Annotated in this window: 16 protein-coding genes, 5 tRNA genes and 7 pseudogenes; 10 read left to right on the top strand and 18 right to left on the bottom strand. The window is 60.2% G+C overall.

From position 1 onward, the window contains the following. Window positions 1-210 precede the first annotated feature (210 nt). The 8 genes and pseudogenes from nudB to GKE73_RS15795 form a co-directional block, all read right to left on the bottom strand. Window positions 211-666, bottom strand: a complete 456-nt coding sequence (gene nudB / locus GKE73_RS15830) for a dihydroneopterin triphosphate diphosphatase (RefSeq protein ID WP_230370700.1) — start codon at window positions 664-666, stop codon at window positions 211-213. Beyond that, window positions 666-1,292, bottom strand: coding sequence for a response regulator transcription factor (locus GKE73_RS15825; protein WP_230370699.1), 627 nt, complete (start codon window positions 1,290-1,292; stop codon window positions 666-668). Before GKE73_RS15825 ends, nudB begins: the two co-directional genes overlap by 1 nt. Window positions 1,293-1,312: 20 nt before the next feature. Next, window positions 1,313-2,500 (bottom strand): mechanosensitive ion channel family protein, encoded by a 1,188-nt coding sequence (locus GKE73_RS24990; protein ID WP_230370698.1) that lies wholly within the window; start codon window positions 2,498-2,500, stop codon window positions 1,313-1,315. Window positions 2,501-2,614: 114 nt separating this feature from the next. Continuing rightward, window positions 2,615-3,294: pseudogene (lolD, locus tag GKE73_RS15815) on the bottom strand (lipoprotein-releasing ABC transporter ATP-binding protein LolD). Next, a pseudogene (locus GKE73_RS15810) lies at window positions 3,287-4,530 on the bottom strand (lipoprotein-releasing ABC transporter permease subunit). The pseudogenes lolD and GKE73_RS15810 overlap by 8 nt, the downstream one beginning before the upstream one ends. A gap of 14 nt (window positions 4,531-4,544) precedes the next feature. Beyond that, complete coding sequence (locus GKE73_RS15805; RefSeq protein WP_230370697.1) at window positions 4,545-4,763, bottom strand: hypothetical protein; 219 nt, start codon at window positions 4,761-4,763, stop codon at window positions 4,545-4,547. 393 nt (window positions 4,764-5,156) lie between these two features. Beyond that, on the bottom strand, window positions 5,157-5,753 hold the full coding sequence (locus GKE73_RS15800; RefSeq protein WP_230371508.1) for a C40 family peptidase: 597 nt from the start codon (window positions 5,751-5,753) through the stop codon (window positions 5,157-5,159). Between the two features lie 93 nt (window positions 5,754-5,846). Then, window positions 5,847-6,020: a hypothetical protein gene (locus GKE73_RS15795; RefSeq protein ID WP_230370696.1), complete on the bottom strand. Its 174-nt coding sequence runs from the start codon at window positions 6,018-6,020 to the stop codon at window positions 5,847-5,849. An 8-nt stretch (window positions 6,021-6,028) separates the two neighbouring features. Here GKE73_RS15795 and GKE73_RS15790 point away from each other — a divergent pair, with 8 nt between their 5' ends. From GKE73_RS15790 to GKE73_RS15775, 5 genes and pseudogenes are all read left to right on the top strand, one after another. Further along, window positions 6,029-6,184, top strand: a complete 156-nt coding sequence (locus GKE73_RS15790) for a hypothetical protein (RefSeq protein WP_230370695.1) — start codon at window positions 6,029-6,031, stop codon at window positions 6,182-6,184. Continuing rightward, on the top strand, window positions 6,115-6,828 hold the full coding sequence (locus tag GKE73_RS27035; protein ID WP_312854582.1) for an AarF/UbiB family protein: 714 nt from the start codon (window positions 6,115-6,117) through the stop codon (window positions 6,826-6,828). The genes GKE73_RS15790 and GKE73_RS27035 overlap by 70 nt, the downstream gene beginning before the upstream one ends. Beyond that, window positions 6,777-7,238: an AarF/ABC1/UbiB kinase family protein gene (locus GKE73_RS27030; protein WP_230370694.1), complete on the top strand. Its 462-nt coding sequence runs from the start codon at window positions 6,777-6,779 to the stop codon at window positions 7,236-7,238. The genes GKE73_RS27035 and GKE73_RS27030 overlap by 52 nt, the downstream gene beginning before the upstream one ends. 50 nt (window positions 7,239-7,288) lie before the next feature. After that, window positions 7,289-7,514, top strand: a pseudogene (locus GKE73_RS27025) (hypothetical protein). Window positions 7,515-7,650: 136 nt separating this feature from the next. Then, a complete protein-coding gene (locus GKE73_RS15775; RefSeq protein ID WP_230370693.1) occupies window positions 7,651-7,803 on the top strand; it encodes a hypothetical protein in 153 nt (50 codons plus the stop codon). A 254-nt stretch (window positions 7,804-8,057) separates the two neighbouring features. Here the strand turns inward: GKE73_RS15775 and radA are convergent. The 7 genes and pseudogenes from radA to hpnC form a co-directional block, all read right to left on the bottom strand. Beyond that, window positions 8,058-9,415: pseudogene (radA, locus tag GKE73_RS15765) on the bottom strand (DNA repair protein RadA). A gap of 23 nt (window positions 9,416-9,438) precedes the next feature. Further along, the gene (locus GKE73_RS15760; protein WP_230370692.1) at window positions 9,439-9,978 is read right to left on the bottom strand and encodes a hypothetical protein; all 540 of its coding nucleotides are present in this window, start codon (window positions 9,976-9,978) and stop codon (window positions 9,439-9,441) included. An 18-nt stretch (window positions 9,979-9,996) separates the two neighbouring features. Beyond that, window positions 9,997-10,728 (bottom strand): annotated as a pseudogene (locus GKE73_RS15755) (SDR family oxidoreductase). A 170-nt stretch (window positions 10,729-10,898) separates the two neighbouring features. Further along, window positions 10,899-11,483, bottom strand: coding sequence for an FAD-dependent oxidoreductase (locus GKE73_RS15750; RefSeq protein WP_230370691.1), 585 nt, complete (start codon window positions 11,481-11,483; stop codon window positions 10,899-10,901). Then, window positions 11,480-12,112, bottom strand: a complete 633-nt coding sequence (locus tag GKE73_RS15745) for an FAD-dependent oxidoreductase (protein ID WP_376767373.1) — start codon at window positions 12,110-12,112, stop codon at window positions 11,480-11,482. The genes GKE73_RS15750 and GKE73_RS15745 overlap by 4 nt, the downstream gene beginning before the upstream one ends. A gap of 56 nt (window positions 12,113-12,168) precedes the next feature. Beyond that, a pseudogene (gene hpnD / locus GKE73_RS15740) lies at window positions 12,169-13,037 on the bottom strand (presqualene diphosphate synthase HpnD); the annotation flags it as partial. Window positions 13,038-13,047: 10 nt separating this feature from the next. Continuing rightward, window positions 13,048-13,893 (bottom strand): squalene synthase HpnC, encoded by an 846-nt coding sequence (hpnC, locus tag GKE73_RS15735; RefSeq protein WP_230370689.1) that lies wholly within the window; start codon window positions 13,891-13,893, stop codon window positions 13,048-13,050. A 128-nt stretch (window positions 13,894-14,021) separates the two neighbouring features. On the opposite strand from hpnC, the gene GKE73_RS15730 reads away from it, so the two are divergent. From GKE73_RS15730 to GKE73_RS15710, 5 genes are all read left to right on the top strand, one after another. Then, window positions 14,022-14,097 (top strand) — tRNA-Ala (locus GKE73_RS15730). Between the two features lie 27 nt (window positions 14,098-14,124). Beyond that, window positions 14,125-14,200: transfer RNA gene (locus GKE73_RS15725), tRNA-Glu, on the top strand. 14 nt (window positions 14,201-14,214) lie between these two features. Further along, a tRNA-Ala gene (locus GKE73_RS15720) sits at window positions 14,215-14,290 on the top strand. A 9-nt stretch (window positions 14,291-14,299) separates the two neighbouring features. Beyond that, window positions 14,300-14,375 (top strand) — tRNA-Glu (locus GKE73_RS15715). Window positions 14,376-14,380: 5 nt separating this feature from the next. Beyond that, window positions 14,381-14,456 (top strand) — tRNA-Ala (locus GKE73_RS15710). A gap of 119 nt (window positions 14,457-14,575) precedes the next feature. Here GKE73_RS15710 and ribA read toward each other — a convergent pair. The 3 genes and pseudogenes from ribA to hslO all read right to left on the bottom strand — a co-directional run bounded on the left by ribA (window position 14,576) and on the right by hslO (window position 16,927). Next, window positions 14,576-15,182 (bottom strand): annotated as a pseudogene (gene ribA, locus GKE73_RS15705) (GTP cyclohydrolase II). Between the two features lie 107 nt (window positions 15,183-15,289). Beyond that, window positions 15,290-15,997: a GAF domain-containing protein gene (locus tag GKE73_RS15700; protein WP_230370688.1), complete on the bottom strand. Its 708-nt coding sequence runs from the start codon at window positions 15,995-15,997 to the stop codon at window positions 15,290-15,292. 51 nt (window positions 15,998-16,048) lie between these two features. Next, window positions 16,049-16,927 carry an Hsp33 family molecular chaperone HslO gene (hslO, locus tag GKE73_RS15695; protein ID WP_230370687.1) on the bottom strand — a complete coding sequence of 293 codons (879 nt, stop codon included), beginning with the start codon at window positions 16,925-16,927 and terminating at the stop codon, window positions 16,049-16,051. Window positions 16,928-16,932 lie beyond the last annotated feature (5 nt).

The raw sequence follows: 16,932 nt of genomic DNA, 5'->3' as shown, positions 1-16,932 counted from the left end.
GCTTCCAGCGCCGGGCAATGTCGTCCACGCGCACATGGCGATTGAGCGGAGACATGCCCTTGTGGATGTTATAGGTGGCGATTTTGAGGGGAACAGGCTTCACGTGGTTTCCGTTTTGTCGACATCGGCACGGCAGGCCAGCGGCCCACCGTTTCCATGATAGCCCGCCGCCATGATGACAGGGGCACCACCAGCCAAAGACAGCAGGTGCTAGCGCGCAGGCACCGTTGCCAGACGGCTCGCCAGCAAACGCAAGGCTTCGGCGTTGGAAGGCGAAAACACCTTGTCGACCGCTTGCTGCCACGGCAGCCATTGATAGGCCAGATGCTCGCCGGGCGACAGCGTCACCGGCAAGGGCTGCGGCAGCTGCAGGCCAAAGACGTGTTCACTGTTATGCGTGACGCCGGGCGGGTAACGGTGACGCCAGTGCGGGTAGATTTCGTAGCGATTGGTGATCTGCCAGTCCGCCAGTACGTACTGGCTGGCATCCAGCCCGGTTTCCTCAGCCACCTCGCGTTGTGCCGTTTGAAGCAAGGTCTCGCTGCCTTCGCGACTGCCGGTGACCGATTGCCAGTAACCCGGCTTGTCGGCGCGCTCAATCAGCAGCGCCCGGCCATCCAGCGTGTAAATCACCACCAGCACCGAGATCGGCTGCTTGTTCCCCATCAGCCCTGCCCTCTGCCCGCGGCGGAAGGCAATACCGCCAGCACACCGGCCAGCTCGACGGCGGACTTCACGCCCATTTTTTCAAACACGCGCGCGCGATGGACTTCCACCGTTTTCATGCTGATCGACAGGGCTTCGGCAATCTGTTTGTTGAGCTTGCCTTGCAAAATCAGCTGCATCACTTCGCGTTCGCGCTCGGTCAGCAAGTTGAGTGACGATGCCACCCGGCTGCGTTGTTCATGCGCCAAGCGTGCCCGGGCATCGCGCTGCAGCATGGCTTCCATGCGTTCCAGCAGGCGCTGGTCGTCAAACGGCTTCTCCATGAAATCCAGCGCACCCAGTTTGAGCGCGGCCACCGCATGTGGCACATCACCGTGCGCGGTGAGCATGATCACCGGGGGACAGTAAGGCCAGTCGGCCAGTTTTTCCAGCAGCACGATACCACTCATGCCCGTCATGCGCAGGTCGACGATCAGGCCATTGAATGCCGCAGCCGTCGGGCAAGCCAGAAACGCCTCGGCGCTGTCAAAGCCGGTAGCCTGATACCCTTGCCCATCCAGCAACCACAGCAGCGATTGCCGTACTGCAACATCGTCATCGATGATGGCGAGCTGTTTGCCTGACATACAGTTCCTTTACGCCAAGGTTAACCGTTACCATTATTGAGGATGCGGACTTCCTGTTGCGGGAACGGAATCTCGATACCGTGTTGCTTGAACAGCCGCCAGATCGCCAGATGGATATCCGACTTGAGGCTCAACAGACCGTTTTCCGGATCGGCCAGCCAGCATCCCAGTTCCAGATTAATCCCGCTATCGGCAAACTGCACGACGAAGCTGCTGGGTTCCGGCGTTTTCATCACGCGCGGATGATCTGCCGCTTGCTTGAGCAGGCTCAGCGCCAGATCGAGGTCGGTGTTATAGCCCACCTGTACCGGAATGCTGATCCAGATGCTCTTGTCGGAATACGACTGGTTGATCACGGTATTGGACACCAGCGTTTCGTTCGGCACCAGCGCCTCGGTGCCATCCAGCCCCTTGAGCACCACATAGCGCGAGGTGATCTTGGTGACGTAGCCGACGCGGCTGTCCACCATCAGGCGGTCGCCAATACGAATCGAGCGGTCCAGCAAGATGATGAAGCCGGAAACATAGTTGCTGGCAATTTTCTGCAAGCCAAAACCCAGCCCCACCCCCAGCGCGCCGCCAAACACCGACAACACGGTCAGATCGATGCCCACTACCGGCAAGGCGATCAGCACTGCCAGCACGATCAACAAGGTGCGCGCCACCTTGGAAAACACGATGCGCAGCGACAGGTCGAGATCCTGCAGCTTCATCAGCCGCGACTCGATCAGGCGGCTGAACCACAGCGCCACCACCACGATGACCGACACCCACAAAATGGCGTTGAGGATGGTCAGCAGATCAAGACGGCTACGCCCGACGTGGAACGATACCGATTCCAGCCAGTCGATCGCCACCGCGTCAAAGCCGATTGCCCAACTGACAAAGGCCAGCCAACACAGTGAGGCAAGGAAATGCTCGGTAGTGCGTTCAAACTTGCCGCGCGGCAACGCTTGCCGCACCACCGCGCCCAGCAGGCGGATGATCGACAACCAGAACAGCATGGCCGACACCACGGCCAGCACGTGCGGGCGATGGTGCCAGAGCAGCACCCGGGCGAGGGATGACAGGATGACCAGCAATTGGGCACTGAACGGCAGCACCAGCCGGAAACCGATATACGGGAAAAACCGGTCATAGCGCTCGGGATGGTCCTTGAACCAGCGCGTATACACTGGCGTGCGGCATACCAGCCGATGAGGATGCACACCAGGGTGATCAGTGCTTCCAGAATGCCCGGCACCGTCTGCAAGGCAGACAGCAAGGCATCGAACGTCATTTCTTCACGGCGAAACAGCACGCTTATCTCCTGCGGATGACGGTTACGGCGCCGCCGTCACCAAGTGGCCTTCGCTCAGGCGCAATACTCGCTGGGCGCGGTTGGCCAGTTCCATGTCGTGGGTCACGATGATCAGGCTGGTTCCCAGACTTTCGTTGAGCTCCAGCATCAGATCAAATACCTGCTGCGCCGTCTGGTGATCCAGATTACCGGTCGGCTCATCGGCCAGCAAACAGGCTGCGTCACCAGCGCGCGCGCAATGGCCGCCCGTTGCCGCTCGCCGCCGGAAAGCTCGCCCGGCTTGTGTTCCAGCCGCTTGCCCAGCCCAACCCGCTCCAGCATGGCGCGCGCCGCGTTTTCGGCCAACTTGCGCTCCATGCGGCGAATCAGCAACGGCATCATCACGTTTTCCAGCGCGGTAAACTCCGGCAGCAGATGATGGAACTGGTAAACAAAACCGAGCGACTGGTTACGCAAGCGGCCACGTTCGGTTTCCGACAAGCGGTTCAGCATCTGTCCGAGTACTTCGACCTCACCGGTCGTCGGTACGTCCAGCCCGCCCAGCAGATGCAGCAGCGTACTCTTGCCAGAGCCGGAAGCGCCAACAATGGCAATGCGCTCGCCTTTATCCACCGTCAGCGACACATCCGACAGCACGGTGACATGCAGTTTGCCTTCGTCGTAGGTCTTGCCCAAGCCACGGCAGGCCAGCACTTTATTCATAACGCAACGCCTCCGCTGGGTACGCGAGGCGCGCCAGCTCGGATACAAGGTGGCCACCAACGCCAGCAGCAGCGAAATCACGGTAATGGTGATCACATCGCCCCACTGCACATCGGATGGCAGATAGTCGATCATGTACACCTCGCTGGATAACAGTTTGGTCCCCAGCAGGCGCTCGATAAACGGCACGATCACATCCAGATTGAACGCCACCGCCACGCCACCCAGCACGCCGCCAAGCGTCCCCAGCACACCAGCCACCGCGCCCTGAATCATGAATATCTTCATGATGCTGCCCGGCGCGGCGCCGAGCGTACGCAGAATCGCGATATCCGCCTGCTTGTCGGTCACTACCATCACCAGCGTGGAAACCAGATTGAACGCCGCCACCGCCACAATCAGGGTCAGGATGATGGTCATCATGCGTTTTTCGATCTGTACCGCGCGGAAGTAGTTGGCATTGGTATCGGTCCAGTCGGTCACCTGTGCGGCCTGCGACAGCTTGCCACGTAAGTCCTCTTTCACTTGCGGGGCCAGCAGCGGATCATCCAGCTTCAGACGCACGCCGCTGACGTCGTTACCCAACCGGGTCAGCACCTGAGCGTCGCGCAGATGGATCATCGCCAACGAGGCGTCGTATTCATACATGCCAACCTTGAACAAACCGACCACGGTAAACTGCTTGTAGCGCGGAATCATGTAGGCGGGCGTCACCGTTCCCTGCGGTGTAAACAGCGTCACCTTGTCGCCGCGCGCCACACTCAGCTGACGCGCCAGATCAACGCCCAGCAGAATGCCAAATTCACCCGGTTTCAGGCTGTCCAATCGCCCGACCACCATGTGACGGCCCACATCCACCACTTTGTCTTCCAGCGCCGGATCAATACCGCGCACCAAGCCGCCGCGCACATTGCCATAGGCCGAGAACAGCCCCTGCTCGTTGACGAACGGCGCGGTCGCCAGCACATGCGGTTGGTGAGACGCCAGCTGCGCCACCTTCGGCCATTCGGCCAACCTGTTGTCGTAACTGCTGATTTCCAGATGCGAGGCCACGCTCAGGATGCGACCGCGAATTTCCTTCTGAAAGCCGTTCATCACCGACAGCACGATGATCAGCGCGGCCACACCCAGCCCGATGCCCAGCATGGAAATCAGCGAAATAAACGAAATGAAGCCATTGCGGCGTTTGGCGCGCAGGTAACGCAGCCCGATCAGGACTTCAAAAGGCCATTGCATGAAGCGGCCGCCTTTCAGGATTGGTAAGGGTTTTGCAGGCTTTGCATCAGCCGGACCAGGAAATCACGCACCTGATGTTCATCGCAGCCCATCAGTACCGCATCTTCCAGCGCGTCCTGAGCCATCTGCGAGATCTCCTCCAGGTTCTCCTGCATCACTTTCAGTTTTTCCACGCAGGCCACCACATTACCCTGCGGATCGCGCCACACCGGAATCTCTATATTCACTGCCATACTCCATCGGTTCCTACAAAACGCAATGCCCGCTCGCGCGGGCATCGGCAAGGCATCACGACAACACCTGCAATCAGTGTGCTGCCTTTTTCTTTTGCTACTGCTGTGCGCCGCTTACTGGCCGTGCTTGGCCCGCGTCTTTTTACCCGGCTTATCCGCCGTCGTACTCTCTGGCGCCGGGCTATCCGCAGCGGCTTTACATTTACGTCCCTTGCGGCACTTGGCAGCAGTCGGCTCGGCCGCTGCGGCCGTTTCGGCAGCCACCGCCTTGCACTTGCGGCCCTTACGGCATTTCACTGCTTGACGCAGCGGCCACCGCTTCGACCACGGCGGGCTGCTTGCATTTACGCCCTTTGCGGCATTTCACCACCACGGCATCCGCCGCCGGTTTGCTTAAGCCGGAATAACAGCCTTAACCTGCGCCGCCGCCGGACGTTTTTCGGCCAACCCTGCCACCGGAGCCGTTGCTGGTGCCGCCGACGCCAGCGCCGCCGTCGTGCGATTCACCCGACGCGCGCCATTGAAACGTGACACCCAATAGCTCTGGTTCATGTTCGCCACTTCGACATTCTTGCCGGTACGGGGCGAATGAATGAATTTGCCGTTACCCATATACAAACCGACATGGGAATAGGCAAAACCACGGGTATTGAAGAAGACAATATCGCCCGGCGCCAGTTCACTGCGCGCCACGGCCTTACCGACGTGCGCCATCTCCGCCGCCGTACGCGGCAGGTTGACCCGCAACGATTTCTGGAACACGTAACGGACAAAACCGCTGCAATCGAGGCCATTATCCGGCGAGTTGCCACCAAAACGGTAAGCGACGCCCAGCAAGCTCATGGCTTGCAAAAGCACATCGCCCACTGCATCCTCACCGGGAGAGGCATACTTGGAGATCGGATCTTCCGAAGCTTCCGCTGCGGGACGCCCTTCTTGCGGGGCTTTCTCTGGTGCGGCATACGCCAATACCATAAAGGCAGACAGCACCAAGGCTAATAAGCGGAGTTGCAATTTCATAGGCCGAACTCTATCGGACGGGACCGGTAGTGTAAAGCCAACCGGGACAGACAAAACCTCATGCTAAGAGAAACCCTCGTTGCCATGCGCGACCTGCCGCGCCTGAAAGAAATCACCACCATCCTGGTGCGCCACGGGCTGGGCGAATTTGCCCAGCGGCTGAATCTGCCGCGTGCCATGGAAAAAGCCGGGCGCTGGCTCAACCTGCAGCTGCCCGACCCCGACGCCTCGCCACACCGGTACGCGTGCGTCTGGCTTTTGAAGAGCTGGGGCCGACCTTCATCAAGCTGGGGCAGATTCTCTCCACCCGGGTGGACATGTTCCCGCCCGACTGGATTACCGAATTCGAAAAACTGCAAAGCACGGTACCGCCCATTCCACCGGCGGCCGTGCCCCCCTGATCCAGAAAGCCCTCGGCGCCGCACCGGACGCCATCTTCCAGAGTTTTGAAGCCACGCCGGTGGGCTCTGCCTCCATCGCGCAAGTCCACCGCGCCGTGTTGCAGGATGGCACCCCTGTCGCCGTCAAACTGCGCCGTCCCGGCATCGTGGAAAAAGTGGATGCCGATCTGCGCATTCTGAGTTATCTGGCAGGGTTGATCGAACTGGAGTTCCCCGATGCCCGCCGCTTCCAGCCAACAGAGATCGTCAGCCAGTTTGCCCGCTCGCTCAAACGCGAGCTTGATCTGGCGGTAGAAGCGCACAACATGGAGCGTTTTGCCCGCGACTTTGCCGATGATCCAACCGTAGTCGTGCCGCGCGTTTACTGGGACTACACCAACCCGGCGATCAACGTGCAGGACTACATCGACGGCATTCCCGCCAGCCAGCTCGACAAGTTGGCCGAAAGTGGGCTGGACAGTGTTGCGCTCGCCAACCATGGCGCTGACGCCGTGCTCAAGATGATCCTGATCAACGGCTTTTTCCATGCCGACCCGCACCCCGGCAACGTTTTTTCTTGCCGAAACAACGCATCGCCTTCATCGATTTCGGCATGGTCGGCCGCATCAGCCATGCGCGGCGCGATGAAATTGTCGACTTGCTAGCCGCACTGTCCAATCGCGACGAAGGCGCCATGATGGATGTACTGATCGGCTGGACGGGCAGCACGCCGGTCGACGAACAGCGCTTTGCCTACGATATCAGCGAGTTCATGTTCCAGTACGAGCACATCCCTCTCAAGAACCTCAACATCAGTCAGCTGATCATCGACATCATGGCGCTGATCCGCGACCACGGCATCGTATTGCCTTCCGACCTCGCCATGCTGTTCAAGGCGCTGATCACGCTGGAGGGGCTGGGGCGCCAGCTCAACCCGGAATTCCAGCTGGTCGAGCATATCGGGCCGTTTGTGCGCCAGTTGATCACCGAACGCTATCGCCCCGCTACCCTGCTCAAACGTGGGCGGCAAACGCTGGCGGAAGGCATTGGCATGATTGCCTGCCGCGCGATCTGATCCGGCTGTCCAAGGATATCCGTCAGGGCAAATTCCGCATCAACCTCGACATGCAACGGCTGGACAGCTTCGGCCGTCAGCTGGACCGCAGCGCCAACCGGCTGACCATGGGTATCGTCACGGGTTGCCTGATCATCGGCTCGTCCATCGTAATGACGGTCAATGCCCCCCAAGCTGTTTGGCCTGCCGTTTTTCGGTTTTCTCGGCTTCATGGTGGCGTTTATCAATAGCTTGTGGCTGATCTGGTCGATCTGGCGCTCCAGCAAACAACTCTGAGTGGGATTAGCCGTTTCGGCCAACTCGCCTGCCTGTAGGGTTTAATCCGACCTCTGGCTGGCGTGACGGCTATGTAATGATTGACCGATAAAATGATAATGAATATCATTTACAAAAATAATTCACGGGAGTCATCATGAAAGCCATGCTGGTTGGCGCCGATACGTTGGGCAATATCCCCAACGTACTCAATACGTTTGGCATCACCATCCACCGTCATCTCAGTGGCCGTCACAGCGCTCATCAGCGCAAGCTGGACAAGCTTCTTAAGCCGGTACCGAACTGCTGATCCTGTTTACCGACTTTCTCGGTCACAACGTGATGCGCCATTGCCGGGCGTTGGCTGCAGAGCACAACATCCGTTTTATCGCCTGCCGCCGCTCGGTTTGCGCGCTGACCCAGTCGCTGCAAATTGCCGGGCTTCCCTGTGGCGACTGCCAGCACTGTCCGGCCCGCAGCCAAACCAGCGCAGCACACTGAGCTGACAACAAAAAGGCTTAAGACATTGGTAAGCCTTGCTTCATCGGGCGCCCTCCCCAGATACTAACGACAGTAATCGACAGCCTGATCCAGACGCTCCACCGCGATCACCTGCAATCCGTCAATCGGCTGCCGTGGCAGGTTGGCGGCTGGCACGATGGCACGGGTAAAGCCCAGCTTGGCTGCTTCACGCAGCCGTTCCTGCCCACGCGCCACCGGGCGGACTTCGCCAGCCAGCCCCACTTCGCCAAACACCACCAGCTTGTCGGGCAATGGCTGGTTACGCAGCGACGACACCATGGCCAGAATCACCGCCAGATCGGCCGCGCTACGCTAATCTTGACGCCACCAACAGCATTGAGAAACACATCCTGATCGAAACAGGCCACGCCGCCATGCCGGTGCAGTACCGCCAGCAGCATGGCGAGCCGGTTCTGCTCCAGCCCGACGGCCAAACGCTTGGGCTGGAAACCGTGTGCGTCATCTACCAACGCCTGAATTTCCACCAGTAAAGGCCGTGTGCCCTCCTGCGTGACCAGCACACAGGAGCCGGAAACATCGTCGCGATAGGACGACAGGAAGATGGCCGAAGGATTGGAAACGCCCTTCAGCCCGCGCTCAGTCATGGCAAAGACGCCCAGTTCGTTGACGGCGCCAAAACGGTTCTTGATGGCGCGAATCATGCGGAAGCTGGAATGGGAATCGCCTTCGAAATACAGCACGGTATCGACCATATGCTCCAGCACGCGCGGGCCAGCCAGTGAGCCTTCCTTGGTGACATGGCCCACCAGCAAAATGGTGGTGCCCGTCTGCTTGGCCATGCGCGTCAGTTGGGCCGCACATTCGCGCACTTGCGAGACTGAGCCCGGCGCCGACGTCACCTGATCGGTATACAAGGTCTGGATCGAGTCGATCACCGCCACGTCCGGTGCCTCGTGCTTGAGGGTTTCCAGAATGGCTTCCAGACGGATTTCGGCCAACAGGCGCACTCGCGATGGGTCGACGGTCAGACGCGAAGCACGCAGGGCAATCTGCTGGGGCGACTCTTCGCCCGACACGTACAGCACCTTGCGCTGCTGGCCGATGCTGGACAGCGCCTGCAGCAACAGGGTGGATTTGCCAATGCCCGGGTCGCCGCCAATCAGGATGACCGCGCCGCGCACGATGCCACCGCCCAGCACCCGGTCCAGTTCATCGATACCGGACGGGTCGCGTGGCGTTTCTTCAGTCTGCACCTCGGATAACAGCTGTACCGGCGCGGCGTTGGAGGCCCAGGCCTGAAAGCGCGGGTTGGCCGAAGCCGGTGTCTGCACCGATTCCACCAATGTGTTCCACGCCCGGCAATGCGGGCACTGCCCCTGCCATTTGGGCAGTTGCCCGCCACATTCGGTACAGGAATAAATAGTTTTGGTTTTGGCCATCAGAAAAGATGAAAGATGCCAGATCAGCTTTGCGAGCCGGAGGGGGCTGGCGAACCTTTTTTGGCATCTTGTTGATTGAGCTGCTGAATGATGTTGAGTAGCCGTTTCTGGTCGGCGTCACCGGAGTTCTTTTTGGCTGGCGGCGGGGCATTCTGCTTGCGAATGGCAGAGAGCACCGCTTCAACCTCCGGATCGTTCTTCGCTTGCCGGTCGGCTTCTTCGCTGGATAACGGTTTGGCCTCGCTGGTTTTGTCCTTGACGGCGGGTGCCGAAGCCGGAGCCGACTTGGCCGCGGGAGCCGAACTCGGCGTCAACGGCGCAGGTGGCGGCATGGTATCCAGCTTGTTCTTGGCCATGTACTCATGCATTTCGCGCCAGCCCGCGTAGATAGACGCCTTATCCGCATCCGGGTTGAGCAAATAGCACTCTTCCAGCGAACGGCCGGTTTGCCGACAGGCCGCTCCGATGGCTTTGTTGGACTCCTTGGACAACCCGGTTACCGTGTTGAACCAGTTGCACCCGGACAGCACCAGCACCAGCGGCAGCAGGAAGAGTAGCTTCATGCCTGTATCCCCGTGTTGTTACCCCAGCTTGGGGCGTAAATCCAGCTCGATAATCTGCCCAGTTTGCCCCTGACTATCGGCACTGAGCCAATGCAGGAAATACGGCATCAGCGCAGAAATATTGGCGCGTTCGCTCTTGTCTTCGCCCGGGTGGGTCCGATTGCGTTGCGGCGAGTTGACCGGACCCGGCACCAGCAGGTTGACGCGCAGATTCGGGCACACATCCCACTCATTGGCCGCCACCTGCGTCAGATAGCTCAAACCAGCCTTGGAGGCGCCAAAACCGCCCCAGTACGGCGTGGGATGCAGGCCATGGGTTTCACCGACAAACAGTACCGACGCATCCGGCGATTCGGCCAACAACGGCAAGCAGGCGCGGGTGAGCGCAAACGGCGCCACCGTATTGATACGGTACTGGTCCATCCATTCTTCCACCGTCTGGCTTGACAGCGGAGACAGCGCATAAAAATGTGACGCGCAATGCACGATGCCATCCAGTCGTCCCACTTCACGCTTGATCTGGAACGCCAGATTATTGAATTCGTTTTCTGCCGCACTGAGCAAATCCAGCGGAATCGCCGCTTACTCCGGCCCGCCAAGCGCCAGAATTTCGTCATAAACCTTTTCCAGCCCCTTGACGCTACGCGCCAGCAGCACGACGGTGGCGCCGTGTTGGGCAAAGTTCAACGCAACTTCTCGTCCTATCCCCTGCGTGGCGCCGGTGACCAGAATCACGCGACCGGCCGGCAATCTTTGGCAAAGCTTGTCTTCATCTTGATGTCTTCTGCTTAAGGCAATGAGCAACGTCCCGGCCAGCCGCTACGGCATGACCGGTAAACCACGGAATGTACACGTTGTGCCGCCTCTTTTCGAGCCTTGATCGAACGATGGCTGACACGGAGCAAGTCTTGCGCGCAAATTCATGACTGATAATCGGCCAACAAAGCACGGGCAGCGGCCACACCGCTTCTCACCGCGCCCTCCAGCGTCGCCGGGTAATCCGGCATCAGCCAGTCACCGGCCAGATAGCAGCCCGGTCCCGCAGCACGCAGTGGCGGACACCAGCGGCCCACCTCAGCAGCAAAGGTGGCGCGTTTTTCCACCACCACGCGCCATGACAGCGGTTCGGCCACCTGCGGCACCAGACGCCGCACGTCAACCAGCACCCGCCGCACCAGCCCCTGCTGGTCGATACCCTCCAGCCCTGATGGCGCGCTCAACACGGCAGCCACCAAGCCGCTCTCGCCGGTCAGCGCGGCGCGGTCAAACAGCCAGTCGGCCGTACCGCCACGCAAACCGGTCATTGCTTGCGGCAATGACACGGGTTGGCCGAACTGCAGGTATACGGTGTATATCGGCCAGTAATGCAATGACTGAAGCCTGCTTACCAGCGGGCTTTCTGGCAGCACGTGGGGCAGATGATAGGGGGCCACCGCCACAATGACGGCATCAAACGCCTCGCCTTCCACCACGGCGCCCTGCTCCGTCGCCTGAAGCGCCCTCACCCGCCCGCCCGGCCGCCGGCCACGCCCTGTGCTTGCAACCAGGCCAGCGCCGCGTTCGGAAACAGCGTGCTCAGATCGACCTTGGGCAACAACAAATCACTGGCCGCGCGTTTGGCGCCCAGACTGTCGCGCAACACCGTGGCCAAGACCTGCATCGAAGCACGCTCCGGCGGGGTATTGAGCGCCGACAACACCAGCGGCCGCCAGAACTCCTCAATCAGTACGGGTGATTGCCGTTGCTGCTGCAACCAGCCAAGCACCGGCAGGTCTTCGGCCAACCTCCAGCCCTGCCAGCGCAGTTTCTGCAAGGCCCAAGCCAAACGCAGCTTGCTGCCGATGGACAATCCCTTGGCCATGAGCAGACCAAGAGCCACGTGCCACGGTGCGGGTAGCGACGGACAGCGCAGTTGCAAGCCGCCCAGCCGTATCCAGTTCATTGGCTCACGCCGTAACACGCTGTCAGGCTCAAGGCCGACGGTGCGCATCAGCCGCAGACATTCCGCATAGGCGCCGATCAGGATGTGCTGGCCATTATCCAGCCCGGAACCATCACCCAGCGCACGCGCCCGGCCACCGGCGACGCGACCAGCTTCAAACAAGGTGACATCCGCGCGCGGCGCCAGTTCCACCGCTGCCGCCAGACCGGCCCATCCGGCACCGACAATGGCAACACGCGGACGCGCCGCTGCGGCGTTATGGCCGATAGCCAAAGGTCCGGTCTTCGGGCCAGCCACAGCTTGCGCAGTGGCGTCAGTGACAAATGCTGGTTCAGCACCTTGGCCGGGCCATCCAGCTTGATCTCATCCAGCGTGGCGCGATAAATCGCTGCCATCAGCAGGCCCGGTCGTTGGGTCTTGCGGTCCACTGCCGGGAGTTTGTCCCACGCCGCGCGGTAATGTTGATGCGCCCGTTCAATCTGGAACACCATCAACTGGCTAAACGCTTCAGTTTCGCGATACTGCAAGATATCGGCAGCCGGAACATTGAAACGCTGCAACTCCTGCATCGGCAGATAGATACGGCCGCGCCGGGCATCTTCGCCTACGTCACGGATGATGTTGGTCAGCTGGAACGCCAGTCCCAGTTCTTCGGCGTAATCCAGCGTGGCTGCATCCTGATAACCGAAAATCCGCGCGGCCAGTTGCCCCACCACGCCGAAGCGACGCGATGACAATACTGGCGCAAGTCGTCAAAGCTGTCGTAGCGGGCATAGGTCAGGTCCATTTCCATGCCATCGATGATGGCCAGCAAGTCAGCCTTGGGCAGCCCCAGCGGTTCGACATGCGGCTGCAACGCCTGCAACACCGGATGCTCCGGCACCCCGCCGTACAGGCGCTCGACCTGACCACGCCACCAGGCCAGGCTGGTGCGTGCCACGCCTTCATCGTGTGTTTCGTCCACCACATCATCCACTTCGCGGCAGAAGGCGTACAACGCGGTGATGGCCAGCCGCCGCTTCTCCGGCAAGAAGCGAAAGCTGTAGTAGAAACTGGAGCCGCTACGGGCGGCCTTGTCTTGGCAATACTCGTCAGGCGTCACACGCCTCTCCCTCATTCAGTGTCGATCAACAAGTGTGACAGGATCGTTCCGTGCGACGGCCATTGGGCCGCAGTGCACGCCACAGCATGTACAACCAGTCTTTCCAGGTCAGCACCGGGCGGTGATGGAACACGTCACCACCACTGTCGTGCAGTTTTTTCAGGATGCGATCACCGCCCAGAATGATCAGCCGCAACTCCAGCCCCAACCGGCCTTTCAGCACTTTGCCCAGCGGGGCACCGGCCTGCAGCATCTTGCGCGTGCGCTCGATCTGTTTGGCCATCATCGGGCGCCACAGGCCGCTGCTATCGCCATTGGCGATCTGTGCTTCGCGGATACGGAAACGCTCCAGATCATCCTGCGGCAGATAGACCCGGTCTTTTTTCCAGTCGATCGCCACATCCTGCAGAAAGTTGATCAATTGCAGTGCGCTACAAATGCCGTCAGCCATGGCGAGATGGCGCGTGTCATGCACACCGTACAGCGCCAGTATCAGCCGCCCGACAGGGTTGGCCGAACGGCGGCAGTAATCCATCACTTCGGCAAACGAGGCATAACGCGTTTTGGTGACATCCTGCCGAAACGCCGACAGCAAATCGTAAAACGGTTGCAGCGGCAACTGGTGCGCGGCAATTTCACGAGCCAGCGTCTGCATCATCGGCATGGCGGGCGTATCACCACGCTTGATGCAGTCCAGCTCCGCCTCGAGCCGCGCCAGTTCGGCCAACCTTTCTTCCGGGCGCTGCTCGCCCTCATCGGCCACATCGTCGGCATACCGGGCAAAGTGATAGATGGCATGCACCGCCCGCCGCAAACGCCGCGGTACCGGGATGGACCCAACCGGGAAATTTTCGTAATGGCCAACAGACATGAAGCGCCTACCCGTATCAGTGGTAAGCGGCCATTATAACCGACTGCTCCACGCAAAGTTTTTTCGCCCGGACTCTTTACAGCCCGGGGCGGCCTCCTTATAATGCGCCGCACTGTAGACGCAGCGCTGGGGGTATAGCTCAGCTGGGAGAGCGCTTGCATGGCATGCAAGAGGTCAGCGGTTCGATCCCGCTTATCTCCACCACCATTGCGCTACAGTAGATTTTTCTGGGTCCCCATCGTCTAGAGGCCTAGGACATCGCCCTTTCACGGCGGTAACCGGGGTTCGAATCCCCGTGGGGACGCCACAGTTTTTACCCGTGGGGGTATAGCTCAGCTGGGAGAGCGCTTGCATGGCATGCAAGAGGTCAGCGGTTCGATCCCGCTTATCTCCACCACACAATTTGGTTCCCATCGTCTAGAGGCCTAGGACATCGCCCTTTCACGGCGGTAACCGGGGTTCGAATCCCCGTGGGAACGCCAGCATCGGGGGTATAGCTCAGCTGGGAGAGCGCTTGCATGGCATGCAAGAGGTCAGCGGTTCGATCCCGCTTATCTCCACCAAAACGGCAAAAGCCGGAATCTACGGATTCCGGCTTTTGTTTTTTCTGCCCGCCAAACACACCGGTACAGCGTGACACATGGCGGGAACACAACACGCCCCCGCCCGTTGGCGCTAACGCTCAGATAAAGAACATGTGGCCCAGCTTGGCGGCCTTGGTATTGAGATAGGCGTCATTGTGCGGGTTGCGCCCCACCATCAGCGGCACACGCTCCACCACGTCGATGCTGAGCATTTTTCAGCGTTTCGATCTTGCGCGGGTTGTTGGTCATCACCCGCACATGGGCGATGCCCAGTTTATCCAGCATGTGACGCGCCACGCGGAAGTCGCGCATATCGGCCGGGAAACCCAGCTGTTCGTTGGCCTCCACGGTATCGGCGCCACCATCCTGCAACTTGTAGGCGCGAATCTTGTTGATCAGGCCGATGCCGCGCCCTTCCTGCCGCAGATACAACAACACCCCACGCTCTTCCTTGGCAATGGCCTGCATGGCGGCCTCAAGCTGGAACCCGCAGTCGCAGCGCAAGGAAAACAGGGCATCACCGGTCAAACATTCGGAATGCAGCCGCGCCAGTACCGGCTCGCCGGAGGCGACATCGCCCAGCGTTAGCGCAACGTGCTCGCGCCGAGTCGCCTGTTCTTCGAACCCGTGCATGGTGAACACGCCCCACGGGGTCGGCAAACGGCAACTGGCGATGAAATCGATGGTCGGTTCAGTAACCGGCATAGCTGGCTGGGATGACATGAAATTCTCCAGACTGGAACTACCCAAATGCTTACCATACTAGCGGCGGCTGACAGGCGCTGGATAGTAAAAAATGTTGAGCGACGTATTCAGGAATTTTCAACAAGCGGCAGTTGGCCCAACGGGCCCGCCAGCACGATGGCAAGCGCGGCCAGCCAGACTTGCCGCTGCGGCGTGAAGAATGCGCTGGCGCTGGCTTCGGCATCGAGAATCCCCAGCACCCGGCCGGAGGCATCCAGCACCGGCAGACACACCTCGCTTTTTACCTTGGGATCACACTGATAATAGCTGCCGCCTTCAGCTTGCCAGAGGGCGACATCATCAATCACCACACCCCAGCCGGTCAGCCCTACCCGGCTGTTGTTGCTGTGTTCGGCAAAGCTTTCGGTCAGTGGAAACTCGGCCCGGCTGGGTGTACCCAGATAGGCCAGTTTGACGAGGCGGGCGTCGCGGCCCTCGCCCATTTTGCGATACACGCCGAGCCAGTCGGCACCGACTTTGCCGTTTACCGTTTCCAGCAGCGCATACAGGTCGGTCAGCGCCACCCGGGCTTCATCGGTTTCCCCGCCAAACCAGATGTCTAGCGAGTAAGGTTCGGCTGCGAGCTGATCCACCAGCGAACAACTGCCATCGGTGGAAAGCTCCGGCACCGGGTAACGGAACAGTTCACGCCGGGCGGCGGGCTTGTCGACACTCAGTATGGCTGACAGCGTCATCACCGCGATCTGCACGTCGACCCGATCCAGCTCCAGAGACTGCTCGCGCAGATAAGCGGCAAGCTGACTTGCAGGTATCATCAACACTCCTGAGAGATTGGCATGAGCATGGCCGTTTTTCGGCCAACCCGATTAGTGGCGGGCTTCGCGCGCCGATTCGACCACATCGTATTCGAACAGGTCATTGGCATCGTCTTCATCAAACACGTAGTGCTGATTGCAGAAGTCACAGACGATTTCCACGCTGCCCTGCTCCAGCAAGACCTCGCCCACTTCCTGCCCACCCAGCATCTTCAACATGCCGCCAACGCGCTCGCGGCTACAGTTGCAGGCAAAGGCCACCGGTTCCGGATCAAACGTCATCAGGTTTTCGTCATGGAACAGGCGATGCAGAATGTCGGCGGCCGACAGCTCTTGCAGTTCGGCCTCTGAGAGCGTGCCGCCCAGCATCTGGATGCGCTCCCAGCCTTCCGGATCGCCATGACCATCCGGCAGGCGCTGCAACAGCATGCCGGCGGCGGTGTGCTCGCTGGCACTGAGGATCAGCCGGGTGGCGAGCTGTTCGGAACGCGCCATGTAGTTTTCCAGCATGGCGCCGACGCTGTCGCCTTCCAGCGCGACAATGCCTTGCCAGGTTTGTGCGTTTTCCAGCTTGGGTTCCAGCGTCATGACAAAACGGTAAGCGCTGCCCAGCAGGGTTTGCAACGGCGCCTCCGGCAGTTCGTCATCCCATTTGGCCGTGGCGCGAACGGTGCGGTCGTTATGACACTCCACCACGGCCAGATGCAGCGGGCCATTGCCTTGCAGTTGCAAGATCAGGGTGCCATCAAATTTGATGTTGGCGGCCAACAGCTCGGCGGCAGCCATCAGTTCGCCCATGATGGTTTTCAATACGGCGGGATAGCTGCGCCGCGCCAGAACCTGTTGCCGGGCGCTGTCCAGACGCACCAGCGCGCCGCGTACCGGGGCGCCGTCAAACAGGAATCGTTGCAGGGTGTCTTGGTGGCTCATGCGTG

It is taken from the genome of Paludibacterium denitrificans (assembly GCF_009707705.1).
Lineage (GTDB): Bacteria > Pseudomonadota > Gammaproteobacteria > Burkholderiales > Chromobacteriaceae > Paludibacterium_A > Paludibacterium_A denitrificans.
This window is presented reverse-complemented; position numbering and strand designations above follow the sequence as displayed.